This window comes from Prosthecobacter fluviatilis (genome assembly GCF_055388355.1).
Genome location: NZ_AP043782.1, coordinates 1,642,761 through 1,665,896, shown reverse-complemented (window position 1 = coordinate 1,665,896; position 23,136 = coordinate 1,642,761). Strand labels below are relative to the sequence as shown.

Annotated in this window: 9 protein-coding genes, 2 tRNA genes and 3 rRNA genes; 12 read left to right on the top strand and 2 right to left on the bottom strand. The window is 61.2% G+C overall.

Annotated features, from left to right (window positions below):
- The first annotated feature begins 8 nt into the window (after positions 1–8).
- From ACZ5WW_RS06445 to ACZ5WW_RS06405, 9 genes are all read left to right on the top strand, one after another.
- Positions 9–1,034, top strand: a complete 1,026-nt coding sequence (locus ACZ5WW_RS06445; protein ID WP_377170879.1) for a hypothetical protein — start codon at positions 9–11, stop codon at positions 1,032–1,034.
- A gap of 457 nt (positions 1,035–1,491) precedes the next feature.
- A 16S ribosomal RNA gene (locus ACZ5WW_RS06440) occupies positions 1,492–3,037 on the top strand.
- Positions 3,038–3,197: 160 nt separating this feature from the next.
- Positions 3,198–3,273 (top strand) — tRNA-Ala (locus ACZ5WW_RS06435).
- 12 nt (positions 3,274–3,285) lie between these two features.
- Positions 3,286–3,362, top strand: a tRNA-Ile gene (locus tag ACZ5WW_RS06430).
- 183 nt (positions 3,363–3,545) lie between these two features.
- Positions 3,546–6,390 (top strand): 23S ribosomal RNA (locus ACZ5WW_RS06425).
- 132 nt (positions 6,391–6,522) lie between these two features.
- A 5S ribosomal RNA gene (gene rrf, locus ACZ5WW_RS06420) occupies positions 6,523–6,638 on the top strand.
- Together the 16S, 23S and 5S rRNA genes with 2 tRNA genes alongside form the textbook arrangement of a ribosomal RNA operon.
- A 541-nt stretch (positions 6,639–7,179) precedes the next feature.
- A complete protein-coding gene (locus ACZ5WW_RS06415; RefSeq protein ID WP_377166585.1) occupies positions 7,180–9,249 on the top strand; it encodes a penicillin-binding transpeptidase domain-containing protein in 2,070 nt (689 codons plus the stop codon).
- Positions 9,250–9,266: 17 nt separating this feature from the next.
- Positions 9,267–9,692 carry a DUF6941 family protein gene (locus tag ACZ5WW_RS06410; RefSeq protein WP_377166587.1) on the top strand — a complete coding sequence of 142 codons (426 nt, stop codon included), beginning with the start codon at positions 9,267–9,269 and terminating at the stop codon, positions 9,690–9,692.
- A 5-nt stretch (positions 9,693–9,697) separates the two neighbouring features.
- The gene (locus ACZ5WW_RS06405; RefSeq protein WP_377166589.1) at positions 9,698–10,177 is read left to right on the top strand and encodes a hypothetical protein; all 480 of its coding nucleotides are present in this window, start codon (positions 9,698–9,700) and stop codon (positions 10,175–10,177) included.
- A gap of 13 nt (positions 10,178–10,190) precedes the next feature.
- Here ACZ5WW_RS06405 and ACZ5WW_RS06400 read toward each other — a convergent pair whose 3' ends face one another.
- Positions 10,191–11,999 (bottom strand): exosortase/archaeosortase family protein, encoded by a 1,809-nt coding sequence (locus tag ACZ5WW_RS06400; RefSeq protein WP_377166591.1) that lies wholly within the window; start codon positions 11,997–11,999, stop codon positions 10,191–10,193.
- An 84-nt stretch (positions 12,000–12,083) separates the two neighbouring features.
- Between ACZ5WW_RS06400 and ACZ5WW_RS06395 the strand changes: the two genes are divergently transcribed.
- The 3 genes from ACZ5WW_RS06395 to ACZ5WW_RS06385 all read left to right on the top strand — a co-directional run bounded on the left by ACZ5WW_RS06395 (position 12,084) and on the right by ACZ5WW_RS06385 (position 20,237).
- The gene (locus ACZ5WW_RS06395) at positions 12,084–13,160 is read left to right on the top strand and encodes a hypothetical protein (protein ID WP_377166593.1); all 1,077 of its coding nucleotides are present in this window, start codon (positions 12,084–12,086) and stop codon (positions 13,158–13,160) included.
- A gap of 56 nt (positions 13,161–13,216) precedes the next feature.
- Complete coding sequence (gene glgA, locus ACZ5WW_RS06390) at positions 13,217–14,419, top strand: glycogen synthase (RefSeq protein WP_377166595.1); 1,203 nt, start codon at positions 13,217–13,219, stop codon at positions 14,417–14,419.
- A gap of 457 nt (positions 14,420–14,876) precedes the next feature.
- Positions 14,877–20,237 carry a PAS domain S-box protein gene (locus ACZ5WW_RS06385; RefSeq protein WP_377166597.1) on the top strand — a complete coding sequence of 1,787 codons (5,361 nt, stop codon included), beginning with the start codon at positions 14,877–14,879 and terminating at the stop codon, positions 20,235–20,237.
- A 101-nt stretch (positions 20,238–20,338) separates the two neighbouring features.
- Here the strand turns inward: ACZ5WW_RS06385 and ACZ5WW_RS06380 are convergent, their stop codons facing one another.
- Positions 20,339–22,603, bottom strand: coding sequence for a PVC-type heme-binding CxxCH protein (locus tag ACZ5WW_RS06380; protein ID WP_377166599.1), 2,265 nt, complete (start codon positions 22,601–22,603; stop codon positions 20,339–20,341).
- Positions 22,604–23,136 lie beyond the last annotated feature (533 nt).

Sequence of the window (23,136 nt, the reverse complement as noted above, 5' to 3'; positions counted from 1 at the left end):
TTCCCACCATGAAACACCGCATCCTCCGCCACGGCGCGGCTCTGTTCCTCCTCGGGCACTCCAGCACGGCTGGCTTGGCACAGGCCCCCGCCGCACCTGCGGTTCCCACCACCCCGGCGGCGGCCACGCCAGCCCCCGCCGCCGCTCCTTCCCCGGCCACTGCCGCCGCCAAGACCCCGCCCACGCCCGCGCAGGCCATCCTTAAAGTACGCCTCGCCGGGCAGACGCAGCGCGCCGCCCTTCTGGCAGCGGAAATCCGCAGCGCCGATCAGCGCATCGAGTCCCGGTTTGACGACCTCCTCACCACCCTCCGCGCCGTCAGCGACTCCAAAGACTCCCACACCAAGGTCACCCGCATGAAGGAGGAGACCATCGCCAGCCTCCAGCAGGCCATCACCTACTACCAGCAAAAGCGCGCCTGGCTGCAAGAGCAGATGGTCCGCCCCACCTATAATCTGACCCAGACCCAGAAGCAGCTCATCGGCAACGAATTCGAAGAGCGCATCGAAAAGCGCGTGCACCAGATCGTCGAGCTCTACAAGACCTTCCCCAAGCACGAGGACTTTGAGCGCTACAAAGCCGTCGGCCACTACCGCTTTGGCGGCGTCCGCTACGTGGACAGCGAGGACTACCGCCAGAACCTCCGCCTCTCCAGCCAGACAGACACCATGCGCCAGAAGCTCATCAAGGACATCCAGGCCAACATTGATCACCTCGAGCAGGAAAACCGCACCCTCACAGACATGGCCGCCGCCGCCGCCAGCACCGAGCTAGGCGAAGTCTATGGCGAAGAGCAGCGCAAAAACGAGCAGCTCCGCGAGCACCTCAGGCAGGACCTCGCCACCGTCATCAGCAGCCCCGGCGTCCCCGGCCGCCCCATCAGCGGCCAGGAAGCCCAGGCGCTCGACAAGATGCTGCACCACTCCATCGACGCCCTGCAGGCGGAGTTCACACGCCTCTTTTCACGCTATGCCGAATGGCTCGCCGCAGCCTCCGCTGTGAACACCCTGCGGGCGGCCGCAGACAGGCCCTGAAGCCACGCAGCACAAGGCCCGCGCCCATGCACCGCGCGCATCACATCCGGCATGCATGGTATTCCATGGTATAAAATACCCGTACAGGCCTCTCCCGAGGGTAAAACGCCCCGTTTGGGCCCCAAAACCCGCCTCCAAATCCTCGGAGGCTCATTTTTTTTGCATTTTATTGCACAATGATGTTGCACGGGTCTGAAGGTGAGTTACTATCCCGACCCGCAGCGAAAAACGCGGGCTGAGAAAAAGAAGATTGAGAAGCGAAAAGCGGCTCATGAAACTTGGAATCAGAAACGATCTTTTAGAAAACACAGAAGCAGCGGAACGAGGGTCAAACCGAGTTTCAGCTGTTCGAAAACAGAAAGCTAAATTGTGCGCTGCGCGAATAAGTGCGCAGGCATCTGTGGTTTAAACAGATGCAGTCAATTTGGCTGGCTTATAAATTAAGTCAGCACCAAAATTTTTGGAGAGTTTGATTCTGGCTCAGAACGAACGCTGGCGGCGTGGATAAGACATGCAAGTCGAACGGGATCATCGGAGTAGCAATACAACGGTGGTCTAGTGGCGAACGGGTGCGTAACACGTGGATACATTCCGGAAAGCGGGGGATAGCCCAGGGAAACTTGGATTAATACCGCATGTGGTTGAAAAACTAAAGGCAGGGACCGCAAGGCCTGCCACTTTCCGATTGGTCCGCGGCCTATCAGCTAGTTGGCGGGGTAAAAGCCCACCAAGGCTACGACGGGTAGCTGGTCTTAGAGGACGACCAGCCACACTGGAACTGAGACACGGTCCAGACACCTACGGGTGGCAGCAGTCGAGAATCTTTCACAATGGGGGCAACCCTGATGGAGCGACGCCGCGTGGAGGATAAGGTCTTCGGATTGTAAACTCCTGTCATGTGTGAACAAGGTTGCGAGGTTAATAGTCTTGCAAATTGATGGTAACACAAGAGGAAGAGACGGCTAACTCTGTGCCAGCAGCCGCGGTAATACAGAGGTCTCAAGCGTTGTTCGGAATCACTGGGCGTAAAGGGTGCGTAGGTGGCGTGGTAAGTCAGATGTGAAAGCCCGGGGCTCAACCTCGGAACAGCATCCGATACTACCATGCTAGAGTACTGAAGAGGTGACTAGAATTCTCGGTGTAGCAGTGAAATGCGTAGATATCGAGAGGAATACCAACGGCGAAGGCAGGTCACTGGGCAGTTACTGACACTGAGGCACGAAGGCCAGGGGAGCAAACGGGATTAGATACCCCGGTAGTCCTGGCAGTAAACGGTGCACGTTTGGTGTGGGCGCAATCGACCGCGTCCGCGCCGGAGCTAACGCGTTAAACGTGCCGCCTGGGAAGTACGGTCGCAAGATTAAAACTCAAAGAAATTGACGGGGACCCGCACAAGCGGTGGAGTATGTGGCTTAATTCGATGCAACGCGAAGAACCTTACCTGGTCTTGACATGCATTGTGTCTACGGTGAAAGCCGTATAGGGTAGCAATACCCGCTTTGCACAGGTGCTGCATGGCTGTCGTCAGCTCGTGTCGTGAGATGTTGGGTTAAGTCCCGCAACGAGCGCAACCCCTGTGATTTGTTGCCACCGGCGTATGCCGAGCACTCGAATCAGACTGCCTCGATCAACGAGGAGGAAGGTGGGGATGACGTCAAGTCCGTATGGCCCTTACGACCAGGGCTGCACACGTACTACAATGCCCAGTACAATGTGAACCGAGACCGCGAGGTGGAGGAAATCAATAAAACTGGGCTCAGTTCAGATTGGAGTCTGCAACTCGACTCCATGAAGCTGGAATCGCTAGTAATGGTACATCAGCTACGGTACCGTGAATACGTTCCCGGGTCTTGTACACACCGCCCGTCACATCATGGAAGCTGGTTTCGCCCGAAGTGCGTGCGCCAACCGCAAGGAGGCAGCGCCCTAAGGCAAGACTGGTGACTGGGATGAAGTCGTAACAAGGTAGCCGTAGGGGAACCTGCGGCTGGATCACCTCCTTTCTATGGAGAATTGTCCAGGCTCACGCCACAATGGACAAGGTCGACACTGACTGCTGGAAACGGCAAAGTGTGCGAATGATGAAAATCACCGCAAAACCTTTTACTGCGCGCCACTAGCCGCAGCGTACAATTTAGTTTTTCTGTTTTCTGTGCCTTGAGCGGGGGTTTAGCTCAGTTGGTAGAGCGCTAGCTTTGCAAGCTTGATGTCAGGAGTTCGAGTCTCCTAACCTCCACCATCAATGATCAGCGGGCATGTAGCTCAGTTGGTTAGAGCACCGCCTTGATAAGGCGGGGGTCACTGGTTCGAGTCCAGTCCTGCCCACCATTCATTGTGCACATCTGTTTTTTTGGGATTCTGTTCTTTGACAACTGTATATAGGGTAGAAAAAACAAATTCAATTGAGCCATCTTGAGAACCAACAGGTTTCGAAAAGATAAGTAAAATTAAGAATCAGGCGAAACCATTTCGGCGGGTGTCAAAGCCCGTCACATGAAATGGATTTTAACAATGCAAGATTTATAGGGTATGTAGTGAATGCCTTGGCACTAGCAGGCGATGAAGGACGTGGTAAGCTGCGATAAGCTCCGGACAGCCGCAAGCAGGCTTTGACCCGGAGATCTCCGAATGGGATAACCTGTGATGATTCATCTCATCACGTGACGCTCTGAATACATAGGAGCGTCGACGCAACACCGCCCGAAGTGAAACATCTCAGTAAGGCGAGGAAAAGAAAGCGAATGCGATTCCGTCAGTAGTGGCGAACGAAAGCGGACCAGCCTAAACCGGAGGTTTACCTCCGGGGTTCGGGGCCCGATGTGGTAGTTGAACAGTTAGGTGAAGCGAATGGAAAATCGCTCCAAAGAGGGTGAGAGGCCCGTAACCGAAAACTCGACAACGCCTAGGGATTCCCAGAGTAACACGATCCACGTGGCATTTCGTGTGAATATGTGCCGACCACGGCATAAGGCTAAATACTAGCTAGTGACCGACAGTGAACAAGTACCGCGAGGGAAAGGTGAAAAGAACCGCCGTGAGCGGAGTGAAATAGTACCTGAAACCACATACCTACAAGGTGTCAGAGCCGGCTTGTCCGGTGATGGCGTGCCTTTTGCAAAATGAGTCTGCGAGTCAGTCTGTGTGGCAAGCCTAAGTCCTTCTGGGACGGAGGCGGAGCGAAAGCGAGTCCGAACAGGGCGACAAGTCGCACGGGCTGAACCCGAAGCGGAGGCGATCTACCCATGGCCAGGTTGAAGCGTTGGTAATACGACGTGGAGGACCGAACTGGTGAACCTTGAGACGTTCTCGGATGAGCTGTGGGTAGGAGTGAAAGGCTAATCAAGCCCCGTAATAGCTGGTTCTCCCCGAAATGTATTTAGGTGCAGCGTCATGCGCTGATCGAGGGGGGTAGAGCACTGAATGAGCTAGGGGACATACCCGTCTACCAAACTCAATCAAACTCCGAATACCCTCGAATGTAGCATGGCAGTAAGACAGTGGGGGATAAGCTTCATTGTCGAAAGGGAAACAGCCCAGCCCTGCAGCTAAGGTGCCCAAATGCCGCTAAGTGGAAAGGAGGTGAGATTTCTTTGACAGTGAGGATGTTGGCTTAGAAGCAGCCACCATTTAAACAGTGCGTAATAGCTGACTCATCGAGAGATCTCGCGCCGAAAATGATTGGCGATCAAGCGGCATACCGAAGCTCTGGATTGAACGGTCTACGGATCGTTCAGTGGTAGGGGAGCGTTCTGTGAGCGTCGAAGCGTGAAGGCGACTGACCGTGGAGTTCACAGAAGTGAGGATGCAGACATAAGTAACGTTAAGGGCGGTGAAATCCCGCCCCGCCGTAAACCCAAGGTTTCCTGGGCAACGATATTCGTCCCAGGGTTAGTCGGGAGCTAAGTCAAGGCCGTATGGCGTCGGCGATGCACATTGGGTTAATATTCCCAAACCGGCTATGGTTAAACCACACGTGCGTGGAAATTGAGAAAGCATGCCGGCTGAAAGTGGCAGAAGGAGGCGGGGCAACCCAAATCCGGTCTTTTGATCCGACCACCGAGAAAAGCGTTGTGGCCCTTTCCATGGCCGCCCGTACCGCAAACCGACACAGGTGGGTGGGTAGAATATACCAAGGCGAAAGAGTGAAACCTCGTTAAGGAACTCTGCAATCTAGTCCCGTAACTTCGGAAGAAGGGATGCCCAAGCTTGCTTGGGTCGCAGTGAAAGGGGACAACCGACTGTTTATCAAAAACACAGCATTGTGCCAAGACGAAAGTCCAAGTATACGATGTGACACGTGACCAATGCGGAAAGATTAAGGCAAGGGGTTAGCCGCAAGGCGAAGCTCTGAACCCAAGTCCCCGTGAATGTCGGCCGTAACTATAACGGTCCTAAGGTAGCGAAATTCCTTGTCGGGTAAGTTCCGACCTGCACGAATCGTGTAACGAGTTGTCCGCTGTCTCAACGAGGGGCTCAGTGAAATTGTATTAGCAGTGAAGATGCTGCTTACCCGCAGAAGGACGGAAAGACCCTATGCACCTTAACTGTAAGCTGTCACTGGTCGTTTGGTTTCCATGCTTAGCGTAAGTGGGAGACTTTGAAGCATGACTTTCGGGTCATGCTGAGTCGTCAATGAAACACCACCCTTGGGTATTGAACGATCTAACCGCAGTCCATGAATCTGGATGTGGGACCATGTCAGCCGGTCAGTTTTACTGGGGCGGTATCCTCCCAAAGAGTAACGGAGGAGCGCGAAGGTTGGCTCAGCGTGGTTGGTAATCACGTGTTGAGTGCATTGGCATAAGCCAGCCTAACTGTGAGACCTACAAGTCGAACAGATGCGAAAGCAGGCCAAAGTGATCCGGTGGTTTAATGTGGAATTGCCATCGCTTAACGGACAAAAGGTACGCTAGGGATAACAGGCTGATTTCATCCAAGAGTTCATATCGACGATGAAGTTTGGCACCTCGATGTCGGCTCGTCGCATCCTGGGGCTGGAGAAGGTCCCAAGGGTCCGGCTGTTCGCCGGTTAAAGCGGCACGCGAGCTGGGTTCAGAACGTCGCGAGACAGTTCGGTCCTCTATCCTCTGTGGGCGCAGGAAAGTTGAGGGGTTCAATTCCTAGTACGAGAGGACCGGAATTGACGCACCTCTGGTGTTCCAGTTGTTCTGTCAAGAGCATCGCTGGGCAGCTATGTGCGGAAGGGATAAGCGCTGAAAGCATCTAAGTGCCAAGCCCATCCCAAGATAAGCTTTCCCTGAAGGATCGTGGAAGACTACCACGTTGATAGGCCACGGGTGCAAGCACAGTAATGTGTTCAGCTTAGTGGTACTAATCATCCGTTTGTCTTGCATTGTTCCATTTCAAACTGAAGCCTGGTTCCAGGCTCAATCGAATTTTGATTCTCCCTGTATGCAGTTGTCAGAGAACACTCCCTGAGTGTCTCCAGACACTCGGTTCATATGCCTCACCGCATCATGGGCCGCAGTCTGGTGACCATGGCACAGTGGTACCACCCGTTCCCATTCCGAACACGGAAGTGAAACGCTGTTGCGCCGATGATAGTATGGCGAAAGGCTATGCGAAAGTAGGACGTTGCCAGATTAAACATCACCCCGCATCCCCTCAAAAGGATGCGGGGTTTTTTGTGCCCTCATCCCAGCCGCGCCACGCCTGCCGCAAACCACGGACAAAACGCGGCCCGCCGGCATCAGCCCGGCCGCTCAAACGCCTGAAACCTCTGTGCGTTGGCGGCGTCTTACCAAAATCATTGCCGAAACGCCAGCCTCGCATCACCCCGCGCAGGCTTGAGGGGACACACCTCCCGCCTCACGCGCCTGCCCAGCGCAGGCAGGACTGGCTCTCCCCAGCCAGCAGCCGCCGGAACCCACGCCTCTCGCGGCAGAGACTGCCTGCCCAGCGGAAAGGTGTTTTGCGCGCAGTCATGCCGGCGGATGCGAAGCCCCCAGCGCCACAGCGTGTCGCGTCCTGTGACCGGGGCAATGGTCGCCGGCAGAGCGCCTTTCCCGCAGCCAGCCGAAATCGCCTGCGCCTGACCTCCGGCTTGACGCCGTGCGTGCGTAGCCGCATGTTCAGCACTGCACCGGCACGTCGCACGCGCTGCTGCTGTCTGTCTTTTATCCCCATGCTTTTTTCGTATGCTCTGACCTCGTCGTCCCTGACCAGCCGGCTTCTGGCAGTGGGTTTTGGGACGCTCGCCTTGCTTGGTCCGCAGGTGCAAGCCCAGGTGGTGCTCAAGGCGCAGCCTGTCGAGTCCGCCGAAGACGAGGCGAAAAAGCAGAAGGCGGCCGTGCCTGAAAAGCAGGACCTCACCGCCTCCTGGGCCACCCAGAAGGAAGCCCGCGCCCTGACCCTGAGCGTGCCTGCGCCGCGCGGGCAGATCGTGGACCGCCACGGCATCCCCTTTGCGCAGAACCGCGCTGCCAACTACCTCGCACTCGTCATGCCCTACATGGACAAGGCCAGCGACGCGCAGATCACCGCCTTTGCACGCTCCACCGTGGACAAGGTCAATGCAGCGCTTGGCAAAGCGTGGTCGCTTTCAGACGACAGGGTGCTGCTGCACTACAAGCACCGCCGCTGGCTGCCGCTGGTCTTTTCCGTGGAGGAGGGGCTGAATGTGGAGATCACGCCAGACATGGAGGAAAAGCTCAAGCCCCTGCTCGGCAGCAGCCTCGTCATCCAGCCGGCCTATCTGCGGCATTACCCGCAGGGGGCCACCGCCTGCCACATCATCGGCTACACCGGCAAGACCCGCCCGCTGCCCACAGGCCCCATCGTGGACGGCGACCCCGTGTTTGAAGAGATGGAAGGCCGCGAAGGCATCGAAACCGCCTTTGACAGCGACCTCAAAGGCCAGCCGGGCATCGTGAACGTCCTCTTCAGCCCGGATGGCAAGCGCCTCTCCGAAGACGTGCGCCGTGCGCCCAGCCCGGGGAACAACGTGGTGCTCTCCATCGACTACAACTTCCAAAAGTACGCCGAAAACGCGCTCAAAAAGCACACCACCGGCGGCGCCATGGTCATCATGGACGTCACCAATGGCGACATCCTCGCCATGGCGTCCAATCCCGGCTTTGACCTCAATGAATTTGTGCCCGGCATCCGCCAGAAGCGCTACGACGAGCTGACGAAGGACCCGCACCTGCCGCTCTACCCGCGCTCCTTCCGCGGCGAATACCCCCCGGCCTCCACCTTCAAGATCGTCACCGCCCTGGGCGCGCTGGACAGCGGCAAAGTGGACGCGAAAACGATGTACGACTGCCCCAACGCGCTGGAGATCGGCGACCGCGTGTTCAAGAACTGGAACAAGGAAGGGGAGGGCTCCATGAACGTGGTCAGCGCCATCAAGCGCTCCTGCAACACCTGGTTCTACCGTGCCGCGCTGGAGTCCGGCGCCGACTACATCACGAACATGGCGCTGCGCCTCGGCTTTGGCGAGCGCACCGGCATCCCCCTCAAGGCGGAAGGGGAGGGCTTTGTGCCCACCAACAGCTACCTCCTCCAGCACCGCGGCCACAAGATGCTGCCGGGAGATCTGGCCAACATCGCCATCGGCCAGGGCATGGTGCTGGCCACGCCGCTCCAGGTGTGCCAGTGCATGGCCGGGCTCGGAGACGGCACCCGCATCCCCCAGCCGCGCCTCGTGCTGCAGGTGCAGGACCTCGGAGACCGTGTGGTGCAGGCCTACGAGCCCAAGGACCGCAAAAAGATCGATCTCAATCCTGAGCAGCGCCAGACGGTGATCAGCGGCATGGTGGCCGTGGTCAATGGCGGCGGCGGCACCGGGCATGCGGCGGCCATCAAGCAGGCCGAGATCGCCGGCAAGACGGGCACCGCCCAGTGGCGCATCAGCAAAGATCAGAACCTCGCCTGGTTCACCGGCTTCCTGCCTGCGGGCAAGCCCATGTTTGCCTTTGCCGTGGTGTATGAGGGGGAGCCCGGGGAGGACATCAGCGGTGGCAAAAAAGCCGCGCCCATCGTGAACGAGGTCTTCACCAACATCTTTGAAAAAGCCCCGGCAGACGACCCCATGCTGCTGGCCATGAAGGAAGTGCCCAAGGCCACGCTGGTGGAAGAGTCCACCGGTGGAAAAACCGAGGAGGTGCCGACCGCGCGCCCGGCGCAGGCTCCGCCACCGCCCCCGCCGCAAAAAGGCATCGGCGGCTTCTTCAAGAGGCTCTTTGGCCGCTAACCCCCGCCATCTTCACGATGAACATCCAACTCGCCGCCGTCTGTGATTTTGCCGCCGACTACCAGGGCAAGCTCAGCATGCAGGGGGCTTTCGACACCCTCTGTGCCCAGACTTTCCCCGTCATCCATCCGCAGTGCTCCATCGCCGTCCGTGTGGTGTTTCAGGGAGATGATGCCGGGCAGCATGAATTTGTGATCCGCTGCATCGACCCCGACGGCAAGGAGTGCCTGCCGCCCATGCCCGTGCAGCTGGAGGTGATCTTTCCCTCGTCCTTCATCCCGTTTGTCTCACGCAACATCGTGTGCAACCTCCAGCGCCTCAAGTTTGACCGCCAGGGCGTCTACCGCTGGCTGGTGCAGCACCAGGATGAAACCCTGGCCAGCATCCCGCTGCGGGTGACGTTGTTTGACGAGACCCGCTCCGCCACAGGCCCCGCAGGCTAGCGCCCATGATCACCTCCAAACCCCAGACCCAGTCCGCGACCGGCACGCCCGCAGGCACGCCGGTGAGGCAGCTCTCCGTGTTTCTGCACAACCGCGTCGGCGCGCTCATGGCCCTGGTCAAGCTGCTCACCGAGCACCGCATCGAGGTGCTCGGCCTCTCCCTGCAGGACAGCACCGAGCTCGCCCTCGTGCGCCTCATCCCCAGCGACCCCGAGACCACCGAGCTGCTCTTCATCGAGAAAGGCATCCCGCACGTGGTCTTTCCCGTCACCGTGGTGGAGCTGAAGCAGACCGACCACTCCCTCGTGCACGCCCTTTCCGCCCTGCTCAGCGCGGAGATCAACATCGACTTCTCCTACCCGCTCTTTGTGCGCCCTGCGGGCAATCCTTTGTTCGTCCTCCATCTCGACTCCCCGGAGGTGGGCGGCGAGGTGCTCTCCAGCGCCGGATTCAAGGTGCTGACCCAGGAGGACCTGAGCCGTTAGGCGCTGAGGGGCCTCAAGGCGCAGCTTTGGGGGTCTGGGCGTTTTTGAGCCACTCCTCCTTTGTCAGCATGAAAGCCGGCGCCAGCTGGGCCAGAAACTCGCGCGTATCCTCCACGGCATTGAGCTCCTGCATGGGGTCCTCCTGGCCGATGCGCTGCTCCGGCAGCGGCACGTAGATGGAGGCCATGGCCCAGCGGTGCTGGATGTTGCGAAACACCGAGTCGTAGTAGGAGAGGAAGACGTGCTCGTAATGGTCTGCGCAGGAGGTGCCGTCTGAGCCGATGTACCAGTAAAAATTGACCGCCCGGGTGCGCACCCGCACGCCCGGCTGGGGTTCCGCATCCCGGAAGATGCGCATCATCATGATGGTGATCTCCCGCCCGTCCTTCATGCGCAGGGGGATCTGCGTGCGGTCAGTCACCGTCCAGCCCTGGTTGGGCAGGCAGACCTCCGGGCGGTGCAGGCTGCGTTTTTCAAAGCCGCTCAGGATCACCGTGGCCATGATCTGCCTGCCTGCGGCGGAGGCGTACACATTGCGCGCCAGGCGCACGCCCTCATCCAGCAGGTTTTTTTCATCCGTCGTCATGTCGTACTCGCGCCCCTGGTAGTCGCCCAGAGAGAGGGGGAGGTAGGGCAGGTGGGAGTCATCCGCCCGCAGCTTCACCCCCGGTGCCGCCACATGAAAGCTGATGTCCGTGCCCAGGCAGATGCCCAGCAGCAGCAGCGGCAGCCCCAGGGCCGCCAGCAGCTGGGCCAGCATGCGGCGCGGCACGGCGATGCCCGAGGCAGCCTCTTTGTTCCGCGGCTGGCCATGGCGCTGCAGGTTGGCCTTCATCTCCCGGCCCTCCAGCAGCCAGCAGAGGGCAAACATCCCCCCCAGCGCGATGCCAAAGACGGCAAAGCCCGCAAAGGTGTGGTAGAGCGACATCTCCTGGTGGTCGCCGATGTGCCTGCCCACGGCAAAATCCGCGCCAAACTGCTTTGTCCCCGCCACCAGCAGCAGCAGCCGCCCCACATTGCCCGCCACCGCCAGCGGCACCGCGCATGCAAAGAGAATGAAGCGCGAAAGCGGCCGCCGCAGCGCCAGGTAGCCCAGCAGCGCCGAGATCATCATCAGCGCAAAGAGCGAATTGATCCCGCTGCACTTCGCATCCACATCCAGGCTGAAGACTTCGCCGATCTGAAGGCCTTTGTCCGGCTCCGCAGCGGACTGCAGGGCCGAGCCCTCGTTCACCGCAGGCACCTGCACCGCGTTCAGCACCGCTGCCGCCATCGCCGCCGTGCGCGGGCGCAGCGGAGAGGCCAGGGAATCCTCCAGCGGCTGCATCGGCCAGGTGAAAAACAAAAACAGCCACGCAAAGAACAGCGTGCGCATCCACGCCACGCCCGCCACCAGCAGGATGAACCCGGCGAGCACAAACTGCACTGCGAGAAAGCCCGGGTAGCCCGTGTTTGCCTTGTAGCCGATCCAGTAAAAGAACAGTCCCATCCCCAGCGGCAGCAGCCCCCGCCAGGTGCCCTGCAAGGGCAGGCGGCGCAGCTCATCACGCCGCAGCCACACCAGCCAGCCCACCAGCGGCGGCACCAGCAGGCAGAACTGCCAGTCCGCACGCTTGCTCACCCAGCGGGCCCAGCCGATCAGGATGCTCTCACGGCTCGCGTAGTCCCACTGCTGGTAGGGCCAGAGCAGAAACAGCAGCCCCAGCGCCGCAGGCAGCCCCCACAGCGCCAGGCGCCGCAGCATTTCAGGCTGCTGGTCAAGAGGGGCCGCGGGGAGCGGGAGGGTGGAAACGCTGGGCGTCTGGGTGGAATCTGTTGCCATGACACGGGTTGACGCACAAAGGCTGGCCTTGTTTGTTGCTTCTGGCAACCTCCATCGAGTAACGTCACCGACGCACAATTTTGCATGTCTGATCCTCTCCCTCCCCAATCACCTCCTGACACTGAAGACGAAGACGGCCAGAAGGAGGCGCTGCTCTTCGCCCGCTGCAGTCCTGCGCTGGCGAATGACAAGGACGGCGGCGCTGCTGCCGCTGAGAAATCCGCCACCACCTCCGGCCTCCTGGGCTCGCCCCTGACGGCCTGGCACGTGGGCATCTCCCTCGGGTGCTCCATCCTCGTCAGCCTCGGGGTGTTGCTGGCAGGCCGGTGGCTCGGGCCTGAGAAGGCCGATCCCCCGCAGGCCTCCGCCGCACCAGCCCCCACGGCAGTGTCTGCGCCCGCCGCGCCAGATGCCGCCCTGAAGGCCCAGCTCGCCAAAGCTGCCGAGCAGATCGCCGCACTTGAAAAGCAGCTGGACGTCATGCGCCGCGAGCAGCTGCTCATGCAGCAAAACACCCGGCAATCCCTCGAAAGCATCTCCGCCACGCTGAAGATTCCCGAGGTGGCCGCCACCTCCGGGACTGCGGCCTCCGGCCAGCCGGGCACCCCGCGCATGCCCGACATGAAGCCGCAGGTCTCCCCCACGCAGGAGGAGTTCATCCGGCTCAAGGAGCGCAACCGCCTCACCATGTATGCAGACGAGGCCATCGCCACCGGCGAGCGCCGCCCCATCGAGCTGCTCGTCGAGTACATGCGCGACCCGCAGCAGGAGCATCTGCATGACGCCGCGCAGGCCGAGTACCTGCGCGCCATCCGTGCCATCCAGCTCCTCCAGCGTGAAGACCCCGGCTACCGCCTGCCCGTGGCCGAGCTCTTCAAAGACAGCAGCATCCGCGACGAGGCGGATGTGCCGCCCGCCGCCCTGCTGAAGCTCCTGGCCGACTATAAGCAGCCCTGGGAGGTGCGCGTGCGCGTCTGCTTCCTGCTTCTGGGCAGCCCGCTGCCGGAGACCAACGCGCAGCTCATCAAGGCCATCAAGGAAGACCCCTCCCTGGAGGTGGCCAAGCACGCCCAGCTCGCGCTCGAGCAGCGCATCAAAAAACGCTTCCGCATCTTCGACATTCCCGCTATCGAGGAATGGTTCAAATCCCAGGGGAAATGACCCCGCACACGCCCTCATCCCAGCCGCTGCGCCACGGCACAGCCACGCCCGCACCCATGAAAGCACTCTTCCTCACCAACGAATTTCCCCCCCACATTTACGGCGGCGCCGGTGTCCACGTCGAATACCTCACCAAGGAGCTCGCCAAGCTCATGGAGGTGGACGTGCGCTGCTTTGGCGACCAGGACAGCCATGAGGGCAATCTCAAGGTGAAGGGCTTCGGCCTCGACACCACCGGCTGGGACAGCCCGCTCAATCTGAAGTCCGTCTTCGGCGCCCTGCAGCGCTGCCTGGACTTCAACACCAGCGGCATCGACGCCAGCCTCGTGCACCTGCACACGTGGTACGCGCATTTTGGCGGCATCCTCGCCAAGCTGAACTACGGCGTGCCCATGGTGCTGACCGTTCACTCCCTGGAGCCCCTGCGCCCCTGGAAGCGCGAGCAGCTCGGCCACGGCTACGACTTCACCGTCTGGCTGGAAAGCACCGCGCTGAAAATGGCGGACGCCATCATCGCCGTCTCCGAAGGCACCAAGGCGGACATCCTGCAGCATTTCGACGTCGATCCCCACAAGGTCCACGTCATCTACAACGGCATCGACCTCGCCGAATACCGCCGCACCGAGGCCCCCGACGTGCTGCGCAAGCACGGAGTCGATCCCGACAAGCCCTACGTCCTCTTCGTCGGCCGCATCGCCCGGCAGAAGGGCATCGTGCACCTGGTGCGTGCCATCCAGCATCTCGATCCCGGCTTCCAGGTCGTTCTCTGCGCCGGAGCGCCGGACACCCCCGAGATCAAGGCCGAGATGGAGGCCGCCGTGGCCGAGGCCAGCAAGACCCGCCCCGGCGTCATCTGGGTGCAGAGCATGCTGCCCGTGCAGGAAAAGATCGTCATGTACTCGCATGCCGAGGTCTTCTGCTGCCCGTCCATTTACGAGCCCTTTGGCATCATCAATCTGGAGGCCATGGCCTGCGAGACGGCCGTGGTGGCCAGCGCCGTGGGCGGCATCAAGGAAGTCGTCGTCGATGGCGAGACCGGCATCCTCGTGCCGCTGGAGCAGCAGACCGAGAGCCCCTTTGAGGCGCTGCATCCGGAGAAATTTGCGAAGGATCTCGCCGCCGGCATCAACAAGCTCATGGCCGACCCCACGCTGCGCAACCGCATGGCCCAGGCCGGCCGCCAGCGTGCCGAAGACCACTTCAGCTGGAAGAGCATCGCCCGGAAGACCATGGCGCTGTACAAGACGTTGGCGGGGTAGGGGCGCACCATCCTGAACGGTGGGGGCGTCTTTAGGGAACCTCGGCATCAATCAACACATCGCTGCGCTTCGATTCAGAAGATCCAGCGTTGCGGCTCTCCTCGCGTCGCAGAGCTCACTTCATCGTTCATGTAAACAGAAGAAGGTGGGCGGTGGGTGTGACAGACGGAAATGCTACCAATGGCGGCTGAATCAAGGGCGTTTTTCCCGGCATGGACGGGCAAAGCGCCACCCCATGACTGCGAGGAGAAAACCCGTGGGTGATGGGCCTTTGGCCCTGCATAAAAGAGCTTTCTTGGATATTATTTTGATATGGAATGATATAAGTTATCATTTATTTGCTTAAGGGTATGAGTTGCGACTGAGTTCTAAAGGTTTGGCTAGTAAAGCTGGCCCGGTGATGTGCCGACGATGGTGAGTTGCCCCCCTATAGATTTTATAAAATGAGGAGCCCTAGATGAACCATAAGCGCAACACCACTCTCCTGATCCGGCTGGCAAGTATCGCCATTCTGGGGCTGCTAATCGCGCTCGCGGCGATGGCTTACTACAGCGGGAGGCAGGTGGAAACGGACAGTGACCTGATCGCCCAGGACGCAGTGCCTGGCACCATCAACGCGCATTACATGCGCATGGCCATGTCCCGCAGCATCGGCTGGCTGCTGGTGGCGGCCTCCGCGCAGTCGGTGCAGTCCCGGGACGCCGCCCTGAAGATCGTGCATGAGGCGGACGTGACCTATGCCGATGCGCTCGAGCGCTATGAGACGACCATCCGCATGAACCCGGGGAAGGACCGCGCGCTGCTGGACCAGCTGAAGAGCAGCCAGGCCGCTTTTAACAAGAAGCGCACGGCCTATGAGGCCCTGGTGCTGACCGGGGACCGGGATGCCTGCGCCGCCTACCTGGAGCGCGAGATGGTGCCGGCCTTTCAGCCCGCCATCCTGGCCGCCGAGGATCTCATCAAATACAATCACAGCAACAGCATCGTGCTTTCGAGCTCCATCCGCAGCAGCGTCCACTACCTGTACTGGGTGGTCGCGGTGGTGCTGGTGCTGGCCCTCGCCTGCGCGGCTGTGCTGCTGTTCAATCTGACCATCCGCCGCCGGGAGGTGAAGCAGCTGCGGGAGAATGAGGAGAAATTCTCCAAGGCCTTCCAGGCCAACCCCAGCGGCATCGCCATCACCGAGATCGAAACCGGGCGCTACATCGAGGTGAACGAAAGCTTCTGCCGGATTCTGGGCTATCCGCCGGAGGAGGTCATCGGCTACACGACGCTGGACAAGGGCATCTGGCCCAGCGAGGCAGCGTGCAGCCAGTTCATCCAGCCCCTGCTCGACGGCGGCTCGCTGCGCCATCAGGAGCTCCCCGTGCGGACGCGTGGCGGCATCCGCAAGACCATCTCTCTCAATGCCGAGCTCATCGAACTCGCCGGCAAAAAATGCGTGGTGACCCTGATTGAGGACATCACGGAGCGCAAGCAGTCGGAGGCGGCGTTGCAGGCCGGAGAGGAGAGGCTGCGCCATCTCATCAAACACACTCCTGCGGCGGTGGCCATGTTTGACACCGAACTGCGCTATCTTCAGGTCAGCGACCGCTGGATCACCGACTACCACCTCGAAGGAAAGGAGATCATCGGGCGGCATCACTACGAGGTCTTTCCAGACATTCCCGAGCGCTGGAAGGAAATCCACCGCCAGGCCCTGGGCGGCAAACCCCAGAGCTGCAGCGAGGACATGTTCACGCGTGCGGATGGCGGCGTTGAGTGGCTGCAGTGGGAGATCCAGCCATGGCATGCCGCGGGGAAGGTGCTCGGCGGCGTGATCTTCTTCACGCAGGTGATCACGGAGCGCAAACTCAACGAGATCAGGCTGCGCAAGAGCGAGGAGCTGTTCCGCGCCTCCTTTGAAAGCGCCACCGACGGCGTGTGCCTTGTGTCGGCCAGCGGCCGGTTCATCAATGCCAACCGCACCCTGTGCGCCATGCTGGGCTACACCAAGGAGGAGATGCTGCAGCTGACCTTCAATGACGTTACGCACAAGGATGATCTGGACATCGGGCTCAGCTTCATCAGCAAGTCGCAGGCGGGCGGGCCCAAGACCATGCGGACGGAAAAGCGCTACCTGCACAAGGACGGGCACGTCATCTGGGCCCTGCTCTCCACCGCCGTCATTGACGACGCGCACGAGCACGGCGCCTACCTCATCTCCCACATCCAGGACATCACCAAGCGCAAACGGCTGGAGCAGAAGCAGACCGAGCTGGCCTCCATCGTCGAGTCCTCCGACGACGCCATCATCGGCAAGACGCTGGAGGGCGTCGTCACCAGCTGGAACCGCGGCGCGGAGAAGATCTTTGGCTACACGGCGGAGGAGGCCATCGGCCAGCCGCTGCTGATGCTGCTCCCGCCTGAGCGCCACCACGAAGAGGCCGAGATCCTGGCCCGCATCTCCCGCGGTGAGACCGTGAAACATTTCGACACGGTGCGCCTCTGCAAGGACGGGCGGAAAATTTTCATCTCCGCCACCATCTCGCCGCTCAAGGACGCCAGTGGCAAAGTGATCGGCGCCTCCAAGATCGCGCGGGACATCACCGAGCAGAAACGCACCGAAGAGGCGCTGGCCAGAAGCGAGGAGCTGCTGCGCCACCTCATCAAACACACGCCCGCAGCCGTGGCGATGTTTGACACCGAGATGCGCTACCTGCAGGCCAGCGATCGCTGGATCACCGACTATCATCTGGGAGGAAAAGAAATCCTCGGACGCTCGCACTACGAGCTGTTTCCAGACATTCCCGAACGCTGGAAGGAAATTCACCGCCGGGCGTTGCTCGGGCAGCCCGCGAGCTGTGACGAGGACATGTTCCAGCAGGCCGATGGCACCGTGGATTGGCTGCAGTGGGAGGTCCGCCCGTGGCATGCTTCGGAGAACGTGATCGGCGGCCTGATCATTTTCGCGCAGGTGATCACGGAGCGAAAGCGTACCGAGTCGAAACTGCGGGAAAGCGAGGAGCTTTTCCGCTCGTCCTTTGAGAGCGCCACCGTCGGTGTGTGTCTGGTGGCGGCGGATGGAAGGTTTATCAATGTCAACCCCACCTTGTGCAGCATGCTGGGCTACTCCAAGGACGAACTGATCCGGCTGACCTTCAAGGATATCACCCATGCGGATGACAAGGACATCGGACGCGACTTTCTCAGCAACGCGCTGAACGGCGGGCCCAAAGCCATGCACGCTGAAAAGCGGTACCTCCACAAAAATGGAGAAGTCGTCTGGGCCTACCTGTCCACGGCCCTCATTGACCAGTCACGCGAGCACGGCAGCTATCTGATCTCCTACGTTCAGGACATCACCGAGCGTAAACGGGCGGAGGAATCGCTGGCCAGCACCACGGAGCTCCTGGAGCGCACCAGCGCCATGGCGAAGGTCGGCGGCTGGGAGCTGGATCTGGCTTCCCAGCGGGTCACGTGGTCGGAGGAGACGGCTCGCATCCATGAAGTCGAGTTCCCTTACGAGCAGCCCCTGCTCGAAAAGGCAACGGACTTCTACGGTCCCGACGCGTGGCCGGCGATCGAGGCCGCCGTGCAAGCCGCCATCGTCCACGGCACGTCTTATGATCTGGAGTCGCCATTCATCACGGCAAAAGGGAATCACATCTGGGTGCGGGTCCAGGGTTTCGCGGTCATTGAGAACGGCAAGACCACCAAGCTGCGCGGCACATTCCAGGACATCACCGCGAAAAAGCAGGCGGAGCTGCGCATCCGCCACCTGAACCGCGTGTACGAGGTGCTCAGCAACATCAACCAGACCATCGTGCATGAGAAGGACCCGCAGGTGATCCTGACGCGGGCCTGCGAGATCGCGGTGTCGAAGGGCGGCTTCCGCATGGCCTGGGTGGGCATGCATGACGCAGCCACGCAGAAACTGCAGCCGGTGGCCTCCGCCGGCGTGGTGGAAGGCTACCTGGACAACGTGAACATCGACCTGAGTGACCAGACGCGGAGCTGCGGCCCCACGGGCAGCTGCTTCCTCAGCGGCCAGCACGTCACCTGCAGCGACATGGAGAACGACCCGCGCATGCTGGCCTGGCGTGACGAGGCGCTGAAGCGCGGCTACCGCTCCTCCGCCAGCTTTCCCATCACCGTCGGCGGCAGGGTCAGCGGCACCCTCACGCTCTACTCAGGGGAAACCGGCTTCTTTGACGAGGTGGAGCTGCGCCTGCTCGATGAGCTGGCGCTGGACATCGGTTTTGCCCTGGAGGTGAGCGAAGGCGAGGCCGGACGCCGGCAGGCAGAGCAGGAGCTGCGCTGGCGCACCGCCTTCTTTGAGGCGCAGGTGCACTCCGCGATTGATGGCATCCTCGTGGTGGACAGCGATGGGAAAAAACTGCTGCAGAACCGGCGCATGAACGAGCTGTGGAAAATCCCGCCGCATATCGCAGACGACCCCGACGACTCCCGACAGGTGCAGTTCGTCCTCGGCCAGGTGAAAGATCCGGAGGTTTTTCTCCAAAAAATCACTCACCTCAACGCGCATCCGGACGAATCGAGCACGGACGTCATCGAGCAGGTGGACGGCACCACCCTGGAGCGCCACTCCGCGCCCGTGCGCGGTACGGATGGCACCTACTACGGCCGTGTGTGGACATTTCATGACATCACCGAACGCAAGAAGCTCGAGGCGCAGTTCCTCCGGGCGCAGCGCATGGAGAGCATCGGCACGCTGGCCAGCGGCGTGGCGCATGACCTGAACAACATCCTCACCCCCATCATGATGTCCGTGGCCGTGCTGCGCATGAAGTTGTCTGAGGAAAAGCGCAGCAGCCTGTGCGACACCATTGAGATGAGCGCGGCGCGTGGGGCGCAGATCGTCAGGCAAGTGCTGGCCTTTGGCCGTGGCCTGGAAGGCGAAAGGCATCCTTTGCAGATCGAGATGCTGCTCACTGAGATGGAGCAGATGATACGAAGCACCTTCCCAAAGGACATCACCGTCGAGTGCGTGAATGCGCCGAACCTGCGGCTGGTGCTGGGAGATGCGACGCAGCTGCACCAGGTGCTGCTCAACCTCTGCGTGAACGCGCGTGATGCCATGCCCGAAGGGGGCAGGCTGCGGCTGAGCGCCGCCAATCTCGACATCGACACCAGCTACGCGAGCATGCTGCCCGAGATCACACCCGGCCCGCATGTGCTGGTGGAAGTGAGCGACACGGGCAGCGGCATCCCGCCGGAAATCCTGGAACGCATCTTTGATCCCTTCTTCACCACCAAGGAAATTGGCAAGGGCACAGGACTCGGCCTCTCCACGGTGCATGGCATCGTCAAGAGCCATGGCGGCCTGCTCAAGGTGGTGACCGCACCGGGTGCAGGGGCGACTTTTCAGATTTATCTGCCAGCCGCTCCGGATCAGGAGGCGATTGCGGACATCTCTGCCTCTGCAGCTGCTCCGACCGGCCATGGGGAATGCGTGCTCGTGGTGGACGACGAGGTGGCGATCGCCAACGCGGCGCGCACCGTGCTGGAGGCAAACGGCTACCGTGTCCTGCTGGCCAATAATGCGACGGAAGCCCTTGTCTTGCACACCGAGCACTCGCAGGAGGTTGCCCTCATTTTGACGGACATCATGATGCCGGTCTTGAATGGAGTGCTGTTTCTGCGCACGCTGCGGAAAATAAACCCCGACGTCCCGGTGATTGCCTCCACGGGGCTGTGCAATCAGGCCCAGCTCGACACCATGAAATCGCTGGGGGTGGAAACAGTCCTGTACAAGCCGTACAATTCAAACATGCTTCTGCGCACGATCGACGGAGTGCTGCATCCGAAAGCGTGAGATGAAACAAACCGCCGGGAACACGGGACCGGGGGCATCATTGCCCCGGCATCCTGTTTCTTCTAATCCCACTTCATCATCTCATTCCAGAATTCCTGCTCTCACGGCGCCGAACGCAGGAAGGCGATGATGCTGGCCACCTGCTCCGGCTTCAGCGCATCGCCGAGGCCTGCGGGCATGAGAGAAACATTGCGCAGTGTGCGGATCTCCGCGCGCTTGCGCAGCACGGTGCGCTCTGTGCCGCCGGGGAGTTTCAAAGTCACGCTAGTGGGCGAGTCTGAGGCGGCGATGCCGAGGAGCGTCTCGCCGCGCTGTGTTTTCACGCGCAGCGTCTCGTAGCCCGGGCGCGCGGCTTCGCTGGGGAAAAGCACGTCACGCAGGATGACCTCAGGGGCACGCTGAAACTCCGCATCCAGATCCGGCCCCACGCTGACGCCGATGCCGTGGGATTTGTGGCAGGCACCGCAGATGCTCTGAAACAGCACGCGGCCTTCTTCGAGATCGGGCTTCTCCTTCAGCGCCGCCAGCACGGCGGGCACGCGCTTTTCCCATGCGGCATTCTGTTCGGCGCTGGGCGCGGTGGGCGCAGGCAGCTCGGCCTGCTGGGGCAGGGGCTTGGTTTCTTCCAGGCCCAGGCGCAGGATTTCGCCAGCCTTGCCAGTGGTAACGGCTGCGAGACAGGCGGAGATCTCCTGCGCATCCCCACGGCTGGCGATGATGCCGGCGAGGTTGTTCATCACCGGTTCGCTCTTTCCCGGATCAGCAGCAAGCGCCAACAGCAGGTCTTTTTCCAAATGATGCGCGGAGCTCGCGATGGCCGCATCCATCCACTTGAGCTGCCCGTGGTTTCGCGCCAGCGCGAGCAGCGCTTCCTTTTCTGCGCCGACGCTGAGCGCCAGTTGCAGGGCGAGGTGGGGCTCCAGGTCCTTGCTGAAGCAAAGCGCGCGTGTGGGGGCATCGAGCGGTTTGTCATCCGCATGGCGCAGCTTCAGCACCAGAGCCTCGGCGGCGCTGAGTTTCGGTGTCTCGTAGGGCTGCTTGGCCTCCAGGATCCAGATGCGGCCGCGATCGTGTCCGTGGATCACGCCATACTGCTGCTGCAGGTGGCGCGGGATGGCGGAGTAGTCCTCGATGATTTCGCGGTAGAAGTCGCAGATGGCCATGTGGCCCTCAGGCGTGCGCGCGAGGCTCATGGGATGAAACCAGGAATCGCGGGAGGCGAGGAACTCGCTCTGCTCCTCGCCCTTCACGCGCTGCAGCCGCAGGCGGGTGCCGTCCCGCACGATGTCGGCGCGGTGCACCAGATTCTGCGCAGGCTCGCAGACGAAATACTGGCCGCGCCAGACCAGCGGGCCGCAGGCGGAGGTGAAGTAGCCGGAGGCGGCGGCATCGCTGAGGCTGATCTTGCGGTAGAAGGCAAAGTACTCCGCATGCTGCTCGCGCTTGGTGCGCCAGGGGTGCGGTTTGGAGATGGGATAGACCCGCGTGTCATCGCTGGCAGGGGCATCCAGCAGCGGCGCGGCGGCGTCCGGATTGCGCATGAGGTAGCGCCACGGGATGGGGGTGACGTACAGGCCGGGATGCGTCGTGGTGCAGACAAAGCGCTCGCCACTGGGCGTGAAAGCCATGCCCATCGTTTTGGTGCTGCCGCTCACGGGCTCGATGGCGCTGCCATCGGCGTGGATGCGGAAGTCCGTGGCGGGCAGTTTCACCGGCTGTGCCAGATGCGGCCCGGTGATCTCGCCCCCGGCCCAGCCGCGCCCAAAGTAATACCAGCCGTCCGGCCCGAGTGTGGGGGCATTGATGCCGCGCTCCAGATTGCCGGTGCCAAAGCCGCTGAAGAGCTTCTCGTTCACGTCCGCCTTGTCGTCGCCATCGCTGTCTTTCAGAAAGACAATGTGCGGTGCGCAGGCCACCAGGAGGCCGCCATTCGCGGCAGCGATACCATAACATGGTGGCAGGTGGTCCGCCCACACGGTGGCCTGGTCCATCACGCCGTCGCCATCGGTGTCGCGCAGCAGCTTCACGGTGCCGTAGGTTTCCGCCTCGGCCTTCTTCTTCGCCGCCTCGCTGGCCTGGATGCGGCGCACTTCGAGATCGAGCTGGCCCGACTTGTTGAGCTCATCGATGTCGTACTGCCCTTCCACATTGTAGCCGTGCAGCTCGCAGACAAAGCATCGCCCCTTGTCATCCCAGCAGATGCCGGAGGGCTCACGGATCAGCGGCTCGCTCGCGAGAAGGCGGATCTGATAACCGGCGGGCACCTGGAACAGCTTGGCGCTTTCCGCCGGAGACAGCGGCTGCGGTGCATCGTCCGGTTTGGGAATGTCTGCATGCGCTGCGGAGAAAACGAGCGCCAGGGACACTGCGCGGAGATACGGTAACGGCAGGCAAAGAAGGCTGGGCTGCATCCAGAAACTACGCGTTTTGGATCATCATTCTTCAATACCAGCCCTGCCTGTAACCACGATGCGATGAAAACGGGTCTCAAGGCCGAGGCACGAGCCGAAGGAGGGGAATCATCTTGATCCCCACACCAGCGGTGTGTTCGCGGATGTGCGAGGGCACTGGGCGATGCGGGAGCCTGTGGGATCGGGACGATCCCACTCCGCCGGAGGCTTCGCCCCAGCGACGGAGGGGGATCATCTTGATCCCCGCACCTGCAGCGTGTTCGCGGATGTGCGAGGGCGCTGGGCGATGCGGGAGCCTGTGGGACACTCCGCCGGAGGCTTCGCCGCAGCGACGGAGGGGGATCATCTTGATCCCCGCACCTGCGGCGTGTTCGCGGATGTGCTAGGGCGCTGGACGATGCGGGAGCCTGTGGGATCGGGACGATCCCACTCCGCCGGAGGCTTCGCCGCAGCGACGGAGGGGAATCATCTTGATCCCCGCACCTGCG

What these genes read in the sequence shown, in the direction of transcription:
- ACZ5WW_RS06445 (WP_377170879.1), top strand. Translation starts at nt 9, where the DNA reads ATGAAACACCGCATCCTCCGCCACGGCGCGGCTCTGTTCCTCCTCGGG.
- ACZ5WW_RS06415 (WP_377166585.1), top strand. Translation starts at nt 7,180, where the DNA reads ATGCTTTTTTCGTATGCTCTGACCTCGTCGTCCCTGACCAGCCGGCTT.
- ACZ5WW_RS06410 (WP_377166587.1), top strand. Translation starts at nt 9,267, where the DNA reads ATGAACATCCAACTCGCCGCCGTCTGTGATTTTGCCGCCGACTACCAG.
- ACZ5WW_RS06405 (WP_377166589.1), top strand. Translation starts at nt 9,698, where the DNA reads ATGATCACCTCCAAACCCCAGACCCAGTCCGCGACCGGCACGCCCGCA.
- ACZ5WW_RS06400 (WP_377166591.1), bottom strand. Translation starts at nt 11,999, where the DNA reads ATGGCAACAGATTCCACCCAGACGCCCAGCGTTTCCACCCTCCCGCTC.
- ACZ5WW_RS06395 (WP_377166593.1), top strand. Translation starts at nt 12,084, where the DNA reads ATGTCTGATCCTCTCCCTCCCCAATCACCTCCTGACACTGAAGACGAA.
- glgA (WP_377166595.1), top strand. Translation starts at nt 13,217, where the DNA reads ATGAAAGCACTCTTCCTCACCAACGAATTTCCCCCCCACATTTACGGC.
- ACZ5WW_RS06385 (WP_377166597.1), top strand. Translation starts at nt 14,877, where the DNA reads ATGAACCATAAGCGCAACACCACTCTCCTGATCCGGCTGGCAAGTATC.